Raw genomic sequence first — 11,149 nt, 5'->3', positions numbered from 1 at the left:
CCGAAGAAATGTAGCGGTTTCGTTCGAAGGGGATTATTCGACGGGAGTGGGTCAATTCTTTTTCGGCGATCCTGGGTCAATTATAGACCGGCGGTAACAGTAAATTAGCTTTTTCTAATACAGGGGTTTGAGGACCTATCCATCAAGCTAAGAAAAAAGTCCCTACTTGGGTGGATGTGGACTCTGAAGGAAAACGATGAAAAAGACTACCTCTTTTTTCGAGATAGTCTTTTTCATTCTTCAATTTGCTATTTGCTGTTCCTTGCTTTTTCTTAAGACAACCAACAATTGTCCCAGTAAGGTGACTAGTACAAGGCAACCGGCAGCAAACGGAAGTTGAGAAGGTGCCAATCCAGCTAGCATAACAATTCCCCCAAGTGCAGAACCTATCGCACTACCTAAATAATTAGCGGAACTGTTTAAAGCAACAGTAGCTGCGCTGTGATTAGGTTGTAAGTGAAGTAATACATGTTGTTGTGGGGCTTGTGAGGCCCACCCCATCGCCCCCCAAAGAACAAAAGGCAGGAAGCTTAGAATAGGATATTTCAGTCCCAATGGCAGGCTGAACATGGCAAAAGCCATTATGGCTAGAATACCGGCCATGAGCAAGCCTGGTCGGCCCGTTCGATCAATCAGACTGCCAATGGAAAAACTCCCGATTACACCACCAATCCCCCATGCCCATAGATATGGCGTAATGTTATTAATGTCTGCCAGGTTATGCAAGATGGATGCGATATACGTATAAAGACCCAAGCTCGCAACGCTGGTCATAAGAGTGATACCAACGGTTGCTGAAACCCGTCCATTGGTCAGCATTGCAACACGTTGACGCAGTGACGGTGGCGCCGAAGCCGGAAAGTTTGGGAACCAGATCACAATCCCAATCATGGCGATCAGACCAAGTGCAGTGATTAACCAGAGAGTCCCGTGCCAACCTAGATGTTTAGCAACGATCAATCCAAGTGGAACCCCTACGACCGTGCCCATGCTCATGCCGCCTAGTGTCATACCAAGGGCACGGCCTCGTTTCTCTTTGGAAACGAGGGATGCAGCAGCTGCAGCGGCCAGCGGGGAATAAAGCCCAGCTCCGATACCTGCAACTGCACGTGCCATAAGCAGCAAGAAGAAACTCGAGGCTAGTGCACTAGCCCCATTACCTACTGAAAATACAGCGAGTGCCAGTAATAAAATCCGGCGCATTGGTTTTCCAGCCAACAATGTTGCAAAAACTGGAGCTGCCAGTGCATAACAAAGGGTGAAAACGCTAACCGCTTGTCCCGTTTGTGAAGCGTTTATTTTGAACGTTGCCCCAATATCCGGCAACAGACCAGCCACAACATAGGCATCAAACCCAAGAGCGAACATGCCAATAGTGAGTAGAAGAACTTTTCGCATGGTAACCCTCCTTATTTCGATTGATGGATGCAGAGCCAAGATATTCCCAATCCGTTGGATAAATCCTGTTTGGGTCCAACCCATCATAGCCACATAAACCGATATGTTATAATTAAATGAGCTTGGACATTTGAAAGATTACCAAAGAGTTAAGGCAAACGGAACTATCATTATTTTTGAAGGATATAACAATTGGTTATATCAATTGGAGTGAAACAGATGAATATAGAGTGGTTCCAAAGTTTTGTTGAAGCAGCTAAGCAAAAAAGTTTGTCTAAAGCTGCCAAAGCGCTCAGTCTTTCCCAACCGGCATTAAGCAAACATATCCGTAATCTAGAACATGATCTTGATATTGTATTATTTCATAGAACGTCTACCGGTATTGAACTGACGGAAGCCGGCGAACGTTTTTACAATCGAATTGTGCCTGTACTCGCTGAACTAACCGCGATTCGTCAAGAGTTAAGACAATTTCGTCGAACTACTCCTATTGCTATAGGTAGTCTGCCTAGTCTGGCAACTTATTATTTACCGCCAAGGATCAAGGGAATTCGGCTTTTAGACCGACCAATGACATTAATGATTCAAAACACTTCGTGGGAACTGATACAATCATTACAGGAAGGAAGACTTGATGCAGTCTTTGTTGATACATCATATGTTGGGGAGTCTTTGTGGAGTTGCGAATTGTTTACAGAGTCTTACTATGCGGTGTTTCCTTTACATCATCGTTTCCATTCGCGAAAAACTGTTGAGCTTTCCGAACTCTGCGAAGAACCACTAATCGTTCATCAAGCCCCTTGTGATACAAGGAAGCATATCATCGAACAAATGGAATCGCTGGGCCACAAGCCTAACATTATCAGCGAGGTAGCTTTTGGCGACTTTATCCTTGGAGCAGTAGCGGCTGGAATGGGAATCACGATTATCCCCGAATTGATGGCTAAAAATATCGGTCATCTCCAGCTGTTCGCTCTGCCTATTACTAATTTCGGAAGAAAAAGATCGATTTCTATAGCTACCCGTAGTCGTAAACTTGGATTGCAATTATATGAATTTATATCGACATCTGTTGAATCTTCATCTACTAAGTAGTGACGCAGAACATGTCTTCTGCGTCACTTTTGGGTTATGATAGGTGAAAAAATGCATGAAAAGGAGGGGATTAACGGTGAAAAAAAGTGACGTAGAACTCGATGGTTTTAGAGCATATCTTCTTGAAAAGGGAAAACGGGAAAAAACCGTTGAGGATTATGTACGGCATATAGCCAATTTTCACAAGTGGCTGCAATCCGAAGGAGGCGATCTTGCCAATTTAACTCGTTACGATATCCAGCAGTACGTCAAGCATCTTCAGAATAAAGGGAACAAAGCAACTACCCTTAACCTTAAGTTTAGTGCCATTGTAGCCTATGCTCGGTACATTGGGCAATCTCACTTGGTAGAGAACATCCAACGGCCAGAGATTCGCCATACCAGACATATTTCACCCAAATCGTTACCCAAGAATGATAGGAACCGTCTTTTTCGTGAATTGGAACGATCCGGAAATCTTCGATCGATCGCCATTGCCTATACTTTGCTTTATACCGGCTTACGTGTTTCGGAATTGGTGGCATTAAATCGTTCTGATATACATAATGGCGAACGTTCCGGGCATGTAATCGTTCGTGATGGAAAAGGAGGAATTGCCCGTACTGTTCCTCTGCCATCTGAGGCCCGTTACCATCTACGCCGTTACCTGGAAACTCGGAAGGATAGCGATCCTGCGTTGTTTCTCTCCAACTTTAAAAAACGTATTTCCATTCGGGCAGTTCAACGAATCTTTGAAAAACTGGGCGTTCATCCCCATATGTTACGTCATACTTACGGACGTGAACTTGTTTCTTCTGGTATAGATATTGCAACAGTCGCTGAATTGATGGGACATAGCGATGTAAACATTACTAGGAGATATGCTGCCCCATCATTAAAAGATATTGAAGAAGCTGTAGAAAAAACATTTGGATAATAACGATGTTGGTAATTTATGGAAGTAAAATTGCACCTAGTGACAGCTACGCTGGTATTACCCCTAGTAGGGCATATTGAAAATAAATAAAGATAGGCAGCTTTCATTATCTCAGGCCGAATATTTATTTCATAGGCAGGGGCAAAAATAATGCCTCATGGGACAGAGTTTTTGTCAATAATATGACAAACGGATCATCATCTTCATGGGAAAGAATTAGTCTTAGTATAATTATCCCTTGGAAGAATTTATTAAAAAAGGGGGACTTGTCTATGCGTGAATGGAAGGGTATAATAAAATTTTTATTTCTATCCATTGGTTTTTTGCTGCTTCTCAGTGGATGTAGTAAAGATGAAAAAGTAGAGATTCCAGCAAGTGCAGTAAAAGTAATAGACGGGGGTACCTAGGGTATTCGGAATAAATTTTCGTCGCTCTACGGCGCTCCTAGACCCTTGTTTTTATGAACGAAAAAGAGCTGCCCCGACAAAAGGCAGCTTTCATTATTACAGGGAAACAGATTTGGTTCTGGCGCACATTTATTTATTCGTAAGATGGCACGAATTTATGGACTGGATGATATATCAAGGGGTACGGCAAGTGCAATAACTCGCAAATCGTTCAATCCTCCTATTTGATCTGATAAGGTTTTGTCCGCAATCCCGTGTTTCTAATAGGGGTAAGTCCGAGATACGTGTAAAATATACAGTTGCAAATGGGGTAAGTTGGAAAAAGTCGATTCCTAGTAAAGGAACGGCTTTACAATTATTTATAGATATCACATGCTCTCGTACTCTTTGACCACCTTATAAAATGAGTTCTTTTTCAACCCAAGTAATCGCATGAATTCAACGCCTGTAATCTCTTTGTTTTTCCATCTCGGATAGTGAGAGGCTAATAACTGGCGTTGCTCATGGGACAGCGTCTGTAAATTGATCTTGGGTCTTCCTAAATGTTTACCTTGAGCTTTTGCAAGCGATATGCCTTCAGCTTGGCGCTGTTTGATTTTCTTCCGTTCTTGTTCGGCAACATAGGAGAGGAGACTCAAAAACTGGTCCTCCATGAGTTTGCCGATATCCCCTATCTCTCGATATTTGCGGCTATCAAACAATGTTTCGTTTTCCAACACCACAATATCTGCTTGAATTTCCCTCGTAATCTGTTTCCATTCCTGGATGATCCCATCATAATCCCTGCCAAGGCGATCAAGAGCGTCAAGATAAAGAAGATCCCCTTTGCGTAGGATACGCTTCATCGTCTGGTAACCGGGCCGCTCAAAATCCTTCCCACTTTGCTTATCAACGAAGATCATCCGTTCCTCGATTCCTAACTCCAACATTTTTTTGATTTGGCGTTCCTCATTCTGATCTGCAGATGAAACACGAACATAACCGATTTTCACCATGAACTTCCTCCAGAAAATGCATTTTCTACCTTTTATTGTATCTGATTACGTTTCCAAAGGTATATGTATTTTCATAAACGTTTAAAAAGTGATTTTCATACATTTTTAAACGCATCAATCTGCATGTATTTCATAGTTTTTAAAGGTCTACCTTTAAGGACATTGCAATAAATAAAACATCAACTTTTTTTGATTTATCTATTTACCCATCAAAATTATTTGATGTATAATTGAATCAAGAAAAGTTGATATGAAATAACAGGAGAGTGAAAACGATGGTATTAAAACCCCATGTAGCGATTAACGTGAAAGACTTGAACAAATCTGTTTTTTTCTATACGCAATTGTTTGGCGTCGAACCGGTGAAAGTTCGACCTGGATATGCTAAGTTTGATCTGGAACAACCAGCTTTGAATTTCACCTTAAATGAGGGCGGAGAAGTAAGTGGTGGACTGAATCATTTGGGAATTCAAGTGAAATCCACTGAAGATGTGTTGGCCACCAAAGAGCGTCTCCAAAAAGAGGGACTGGCCACTTTTGACGAGATGAATACGACTTGCTGCTATGCTCGCCAAGATAAAATTTGGGTTACCAGCCCGGATGGGCACCGTTGGGAAGTGTTTACGGTATTAGCAGATGCCGAAGAGCAATCCAATGAATCGGCTGTTTGTTGCACATTGGATGAACCTAAACAAACAGAAACGATTGCGGCTGCTCATAATCAGCAAAAAGGAGGTGGGCATGATGTCCTTATCTACAGAAAAATTTGCTCAAATCGCTAAGGCCCTAAGCGATCCGATTCGCATCAAAATCCTCGATCTCATCCAAGCCGGGTACGATCAACTGGGTGCTTCGCCTCCTGTTGCTTGTTGTTCTGGTGGTGTTTGTGTTTGTGATATTCAAGAGCAAATGAATATGGCGCAATCCAAAGTGTCTTATCATCTGCGAGAATTAAAAAATGCTGGTCTCCTTCACGAGACCAGGGTAGGAAAATGGAATTTTTATGCGATCAGCTATACTACGATGAAGTTATTTCAAGACGAACTCCAGCGCCGTTATCTCTTGGAGACAGAAACTGTCGGAACAAATCTGGATCATTAACTTCAACAGAAAGACAGGAGGATTCCATGGTTATCATTCGCTCAGCCCTTCCCTCGGATGCTTTGGCTATTACTGAAATATATAACCAGGGAATTCAAACACGACGAGCCACTTTTGAAACTTCCTTATATACAGTGGAAAACAGGCGGAAATGGATCGTTGAGCAAGAGGAGCATTATCCCATCTTGGTAGCGGTGCTTGATGAATTGGTAGTTGGCTTTGCATGTGTCCATCCTTACCGATCTCGAGACTGCTACCGGGGTATTGGTGAATTTTCCATTTATATTCGAGATGGTTATAAAGGCCGGGGAATTGGGAAACATCTGCTCCATTCACTGGTGGAAGCATGTGCAAAGCGTGGTTACTGGAAACTGGTCTCAAGAATCTTCGATTTCAACCATGCGAGCAGAGCCTTGTGTCGAGCCTGTGGGTTTCGAGAAGTTGGAATCTATGAAAAACATAGTAAATTAGATGGCGAATGGCTTGATTGTGTCATCGTAGAAAAACTGATTGAAGAAAACCTTGATTAAACGAGTAAAGAGTCATTTCCCTTTGTACAGGGAATAACTCTTTATTTGTTATTTCCCTTCTTTCGCAAACTGTATAATCCGTGCTTCAATTTGGTCTCGAACGCGGCGGAACACTTCCCATACTTCTTCCTCAGTTCCCTGGGCTTTTGCTGGATCTTCAAATCCCCAATGATCACGGTGAACATGAGGAGGTGTCATCGGGCATTTATCGTTGGCATCGCCGCAGAGAGTGATAACGTAGTCCGCTTTATTCAGCAACTCCGGATCAATGATCTCGGATGTTTGATTGGAAATATCGATTCCTTTCTCCGCCATGACTTTCACTGCTTTTGGATTAAGTCCATGTGCCTCAATCCCTGCGCTGTATACGTCAAATCGATCGCCTAAATATTTCTTTCCAAACCCTTCCGCCATTTGACTGCGGCAAGAGTTTCCTGTGCAAAGGAAGTAAATAATTTTCCTATCTGACATCGTTGTTCTCTCCTCTTTGGAATATAGATTTTAGCTTGATTCAATCATTTTTTGTGCAAAGTATTTGCGTCGGAACCAAAATGCGACGTTTACGAGTCCAATTAATACCGGCACTTCTACAAGTGGACCAATGACAGCAGCAAAAGCAGCCCCTGAGTTAATACCGAAGACACCGATCGCAACTGCGATGGCCAACTCAAAGTTATTGCTTGCGGCAGTAAAGGAAAGAGAGACCGTTTTTGAATAATCTGCTCCAACCTTTTTGCCCATATAAAACGAAACAAGAAACATTACAACAAAGTAAATTAACAGAGGAATGGAGATTCGAATTACATCCAACGGTAATTGAAGGACCAACTCACCTTTTAAGGAGAACATGACAATAATCGTGAACAGCAATGAAATGAGTGTAATGGGGCTGATTACAGGAATGAATTTAGTCTCATACCATTCACGTCCTTTAGCTTTCACCAATGCAAGACGGGTGATCATGCCGGCAACGAAAGGAATTCCCAAGTAGATCAAAACACTTTCGGCGATTTGGCCCATGGTAATATTGACGACAGCTCCTTCTAATCCCAACCATTTCGGTAAAACCGTGACGAAAATATACGCGTAAACTGAATAGAAGAGAATTTGAAAAATCGAGTTGAAGGCAACTAACCCAGCGGCATATTCTCTGTTTCCATTTGCTAAGTCGTTCCAAACAATAACCATAGCAATACATCGAGCAAGACCGATAAGAATAAGACCAACCATGTATTGAGGATCATCTCTTAAGAAAAGGATAGCTAACACGAACATCAAAATAGGACCAATCACCCAGTTTTGGATCAGAGATAAACTGAGGATCCGGTAGTTCCGAAATACTTGCCCGATTTCCTCATATCGAACTTTGGCCAGTGGAGGGTACATCATCAAAATCAATCCAATGGCAATAGGAATGGATGTAGTACCTACCTGTAGTTCTGTTAAGACTTTCACCATACCTGGAAATAGATAACCGGATCCAATACCAATAACCATGGCAAGAAAAATCCATAACGTAAGATAACGATCCAAGAAGGAGAGTCTTCTCATGACTCCACTCATTCCATCACGACCTTTCTTAATAAGTTTTAGGATGAGGACGGAGCATTAATCGCAGACTACTTTTCGCCCACTTTTCTTTAACTCCTCGATTTCACTTCGCATATCTGGAAGTGTCTCTAGTACCGATTGAAAGAAAGGGTACATGGAGCCATCTAATGAATAGAAAACCCATTGACCATTCCGGCGTTCTTTCACCAACTTCGCGTTCTTCAATTTCCGCATGTGTTGAGAAACGGCCGGCTGCGTCATATTCAAAATTGCTACCAGCTCACATACGCATAATTCCTCCACTTTTAGTAAAGCGAGAATACGCAAGCGAGTTTTGTCCGCCAAGGCTTTATGACACTCCGCCATCTGCTCCCAATCCATCATATTCATCACCTCATCATTATATAAGCATGTACTTATATTTTTGTCAAAGATGAAAATAAAAATAACCAGTTCTAAATAAAACTGATCAGGGTCATGACAGTCTCGACACCACCATGATTTATGTGAAAATAAACATGACTACAGCATGAGGGGGGATTGACCTTGGCATCCATTGAACGTACTGCATATCCCCGGCTCAAGCGTTCATACACCGAAAAAGAGTTGGAACGGGTATATAAACCTTCAAGCGAAGAAGTTCGATTTGTATACGAATTAACACGGGGTCCAAAATCCTTGCTAAGCGCAATGATTTTGTTGAAGACTTCGCAACGGTTGGGCTATTTTCCTAAACTCGAAGAAGTGCCTACTCAGATTGTCGATTATATCCATGACCGAATGAAACTACCTCCAGAAGTTGTTCCAGGATATGATAAACCACGAACTCGGTATCAACACCAGACAGCTATCCGGAAATTCCGAGGCATCCAATCCTACGGGAAGGAAGCCCAACGGATTGCCTTAGAGGCGGTGCAAAAGGCAGCCCAAGTCATGGATCATCCGGCAGACTTGATCAATGTGGCCATTGCCGAACTGATTCGGCAAAACTATGAACTCCCAGCTTTTTAGTACGCTGGATCGTTTGGCGCGTCATATCCGAAAATCGGTCAATGACGGATTTTTTGAAATGGTGTTCCAACGTCTAGGCAATCAGGAAATCAAACGGTTGGATGAATTACTGGAACGGGGAGAATCTCACTATAGCGAATACAATCGTTTGAAAAACCTTCCTAAAAAGCCCAAGTTGTCGGAGATCCGGGAGCGGTTGGATCATTTGGCCTGGTTAACAACTTTTGGGGATGCAAGACCGTACTTAGAGGGCATCTCACCGGCCAAAGTGAGCCATTTTGCGGCTCAAGCCAAAGCACTGGACGCACGGGAGATGAAAGATTTTTCACAGGCAAAACGAGCCGCACTTCTTCTCTGCCTGATCTATCGCTCCCAAACAAAGACACGAGATCACCTTGGAACCTTGTTTATTAAGCGGATGGCCAGCCTCCATAAGGCTGCTAAAGAAGAATTGGAGCAAATAAGAGAGCAACACCGGGAGAAAACAGAGTCCTTGGTTTTGGCATTCACAGAAGTGTTACAAGCCTTACAGGATAATCCTGAAGATGCGGAAGCGGGACGCTTGATCAAAGAGGTTTTAGCTTCCCGAGGGAGCATTCCGGATCTTCTCGATGATTGTGAAGCCGTCGCTTCCTGCCAAGGAAACAACTACCTGCCCTTGATTCTTAAGTTTTTTCGACAGAATCATCGCCCCGTCTTGTTCCGGCTGATTAATTCCCTTCAGCTTGATTCCACTTCAGAGGACGGCCGTCTAATTCAGGCCCTCGAATTTGTGAAGAAACACCAAAATAGCCGAAAAGAGTGGCTCCAAGATGAAGTGGATTTGTCGTTTGCTTCTGATGCTTGGCGCCGTATCATCCGGGTTAAACAGCGTGTTGGCGGATATCAAATTGCTCGCCGCCATTTAGAGGTGTGTGTGTTCTCCTACTTGGCAACGGAACTGAAAACAGGAGATGTCTGCATTCAAGATTCTGATGACTTTGCCGATTACCGCGAGCAACTTCTATCTTGGGAAGAATGCCAGCCTCTTTTATCTGAATACCTTGATGAAATGGATTTTCCTGAACAAGGGAAAGAGTTTGTCCAACAATTACAGGAATGGATGAACCACACTTGCCGAACTGTCGATTGCAAATACCCTGACTCTGATGCTGTTGTCATCAACGAAAAAGGGGAGCCGGAATTAAAGAAAGTCCGGGCAAAAGAACGTACAGTGGATCAAAAGCATTTGGAGAAATTAGTCCTTGAAAGGATGCCGGAACGGAGCATCCTTGATATCTTGTGTAACGTAGAACATTGGATCAGATGGACACGTCATTTTGGGCCGCTATCTGGATCTGATCCGAAACTGGAAAGACCGACGGAACGATATATCCTCAATACCTTTACGTACGGCTGCAATCTTGGACCTGCCCAAGCTGCTCGGCATATGCGAGGGTTGGTCACTCCTAAGATGCTCTCATTCGTGAACCAGCGCCACGTGACAGCACAAAAACTGGATCAAGCAATTAAAGATATCATCAATGAGTATTACCGGTTCGATCTTCCCCAACTTTGGGGCAGTGGTAAAACGGCCGCCGCGGACGGAACCAAATACGATATCTATGAGGAAAATCTATTGGCTGAATATCATATCCGGTACGGAGGATACGGTGGTATCGCTTATCACCATGTATCCGATAACTACATAGCGTTATTCAGTCACTTCATACCCTGCGGGGTCTGGGAAGCTGTTTACATTCTTGATGGCTTACTGAAAAACAAATCCAATATTCAGCCTGATACCGTACATGCGGATACCCAAGGACAATCCACACCCGTGTTTGCCTTGGCCCATCTGTTAGGAATCAAGTTGATGCCCCGGATTCGAAACTTGAAAGACTTGACGTTTTTCCGCCCCTTTGAAGGCGTTCGCTATAAGCACATTGACTCCCTTTTTACTGAAACAATCAATTGGAAACTCATTGAAACCCATTGGAAGGATTTACTTCAGGTCGTACTTTCGATCAAGGCCGGAAAAATCTCTTCAGCTACATTGCTTCGTAAACTGAGTAATGACAGCCGTAAGAACCGACTATACAAAGCGTTTCGAGAGTTGGGGCGGGTAGTGCGAACCGTGTTTTTACTGGAATATATTTCAGACTT

General features: G+C 43.1%; 13 protein-coding genes. 8 read left to right on the top strand and 5 right to left on the bottom strand.

What is annotated here, in order from left to right; translation table 11 throughout:
- Positions 1–240 precede the first annotated feature (240 nt).
- Entirely contained in the window at positions 241–1,398 is a 1,158-nt protein-coding gene (locus I8U18_RS16990) for an MFS transporter (protein ID WP_198065129.1), read from the bottom strand.
- Between the two features lie 219 nt (positions 1,399–1,617).
- Between I8U18_RS16990 and I8U18_RS16985 the strand changes: the two genes are divergently transcribed.
- From I8U18_RS16985 to I8U18_RS18090, 3 genes are all read left to right on the top strand, one after another.
- Positions 1,618–2,493, top strand: coding sequence for a LysR family transcriptional regulator (locus I8U18_RS16985; RefSeq protein ID WP_198065128.1), 876 nt, complete (start codon positions 1,618–1,620; stop codon positions 2,491–2,493).
- Positions 2,494–2,569: 76 nt separating this feature from the next.
- Positions 2,570–3,409 carry a tyrosine-type recombinase/integrase gene (locus tag I8U18_RS16980; RefSeq protein ID WP_198065127.1) on the top strand — a complete coding sequence of 280 codons (840 nt, stop codon included), beginning with the start codon at positions 2,570–2,572 and terminating at the stop codon, positions 3,407–3,409.
- Positions 3,410–3,681: 272 nt separating this feature from the next.
- Positions 3,682–3,816, top strand: a complete 135-nt coding sequence (locus I8U18_RS18090; RefSeq protein WP_255518433.1) for a hypothetical protein — start codon at positions 3,682–3,684, stop codon at positions 3,814–3,816.
- A gap of 368 nt (positions 3,817–4,184) precedes the next feature.
- Here the strand turns inward: I8U18_RS18090 and I8U18_RS16975 are convergent, their stop codons facing one another.
- The gene (locus tag I8U18_RS16975) at positions 4,185–4,808 is read right to left on the bottom strand and encodes a recombinase family protein (RefSeq protein WP_029072083.1); all 624 of its coding nucleotides are present in this window, start codon (positions 4,806–4,808) and stop codon (positions 4,185–4,187) included.
- 278 nt (positions 4,809–5,086) lie between these two features.
- On the opposite strand from I8U18_RS16975, the gene I8U18_RS16970 reads away from it, so the two are divergent.
- The 3 genes from I8U18_RS16970 to I8U18_RS16960 are packed head-to-tail and all read left to right on the top strand — an operon-like array spanning position 5,087 to position 6,442.
- Positions 5,087–5,593, top strand: coding sequence for an ArsI/CadI family heavy metal resistance metalloenzyme (locus tag I8U18_RS16970; RefSeq protein WP_198059888.1), 507 nt, complete (start codon positions 5,087–5,089; stop codon positions 5,591–5,593).
- On the top strand, positions 5,556–5,912 hold the full coding sequence (locus I8U18_RS16965) for an ArsR/SmtB family transcription factor (RefSeq protein WP_198065126.1): 357 nt from the start codon (positions 5,556–5,558) through the stop codon (positions 5,910–5,912). Before I8U18_RS16970 ends, I8U18_RS16965 begins: the two co-directional genes overlap by 38 nt.
- 26 nt (positions 5,913–5,938) lie before the next feature.
- On the top strand, positions 5,939–6,442 hold the full coding sequence (locus tag I8U18_RS16960) for an arsinothricin resistance N-acetyltransferase ArsN1 family A (RefSeq protein WP_198056260.1): 504 nt from the start codon (positions 5,939–5,941) through the stop codon (positions 6,440–6,442).
- Between the two features lie 48 nt (positions 6,443–6,490).
- Here the strand turns inward: I8U18_RS16960 and arsC are convergent, their stop codons facing one another.
- From arsC to I8U18_RS16945, 3 genes are read right to left on the bottom strand one after another with little or no spacing between them, the layout of a single operon-like run.
- The gene (gene arsC / locus I8U18_RS16955) at positions 6,491–6,913 is read right to left on the bottom strand and encodes an arsenate reductase (thioredoxin) (RefSeq protein ID WP_198056259.1); all 423 of its coding nucleotides are present in this window, start codon (positions 6,911–6,913) and stop codon (positions 6,491–6,493) included.
- A gap of 30 nt (positions 6,914–6,943) precedes the next feature.
- Positions 6,944–7,993 (bottom strand): ACR3 family arsenite efflux transporter, encoded by a 1,050-nt coding sequence (gene arsB, locus I8U18_RS16950; protein ID WP_022738254.1) that lies wholly within the window; start codon positions 7,991–7,993, stop codon positions 6,944–6,946.
- Between the two features lie 57 nt (positions 7,994–8,050).
- Positions 8,051–8,374: an ArsR/SmtB family transcription factor gene (locus I8U18_RS16945; RefSeq protein ID WP_029072081.1), complete on the bottom strand. Its 324-nt coding sequence runs from the start codon at positions 8,372–8,374 to the stop codon at positions 8,051–8,053.
- Between the two features lie 165 nt (positions 8,375–8,539).
- Here I8U18_RS16945 and I8U18_RS16940 point away from each other — a divergent pair, with 165 nt between their 5' ends.
- Together I8U18_RS16940 and I8U18_RS16935 are read left to right on the top strand one after the other, a co-directional pair.
- A complete protein-coding gene (locus tag I8U18_RS16940) occupies positions 8,540–9,004 on the top strand; it encodes a DUF4158 domain-containing protein (RefSeq protein ID WP_198065125.1) in 465 nt (154 codons plus the stop codon).
- Positions 8,985–11,149, top strand: a 2,165-nt coding sequence (locus I8U18_RS16935; protein WP_198065124.1) for a Tn3 family transposase, incomplete at its 3' end; no start/stop codon positions are given. The genes I8U18_RS16940 and I8U18_RS16935, both read left to right, overlap by 20 nt.

It is taken from the genome of Thermoactinomyces sp. CICC 10522, assembly GCF_016055075.1.
Classification (GTDB): Bacteria; Bacillota; Bacilli; order Thermoactinomycetales; family Thermoactinomycetaceae; genus Thermoactinomyces_A; species Thermoactinomyces_A daqus.
This window is presented reverse-complemented; position numbering and strand designations above follow the sequence as displayed.

Bases quoted from the DNA above. Each gene is read 5' to 3' on its own strand.
- I8U18_RS16990 (WP_198065129.1), bottom strand. From the start codon at position 1,398: ATGCGAAAAGTTCTTCTACTCACTATTGGCATGTTCGCTCTTGGGTTT.
- I8U18_RS16985 (WP_198065128.1), top strand. From the start codon at position 1,618: ATGAATATAGAGTGGTTCCAAAGTTTTGTTGAAGCAGCTAAGCAAAAA.
- I8U18_RS18090 (WP_255518433.1), top strand. From the start codon at position 3,682: ATGCGTGAATGGAAGGGTATAATAAAATTTTTATTTCTATCCATTGGT.
- I8U18_RS16970 (WP_198059888.1), top strand. From the start codon at position 5,087: ATGGTATTAAAACCCCATGTAGCGATTAACGTGAAAGACTTGAACAAA.
- I8U18_RS16965 (WP_198065126.1), top strand. From the start codon at position 5,556: ATGTCCTTATCTACAGAAAAATTTGCTCAAATCGCTAAGGCCCTAAGC.
- I8U18_RS16960 (WP_198056260.1), top strand. From the start codon at position 5,939: ATGGTTATCATTCGCTCAGCCCTTCCCTCGGATGCTTTGGCTATTACT.
- arsC (WP_198056259.1), bottom strand. From the start codon at position 6,913: ATGTCAGATAGGAAAATTATTTACTTCCTTTGCACAGGAAACTCTTGC.
- arsB (WP_022738254.1), bottom strand. From the start codon at position 7,993: ATGAGAAGACTCTCCTTCTTGGATCGTTATCTTACGTTATGGATTTTT.
- I8U18_RS16945 (WP_029072081.1), bottom strand. From the start codon at position 8,374: ATGGATTGGGAGCAGATGGCGGAGTGTCATAAAGCCTTGGCGGACAAA.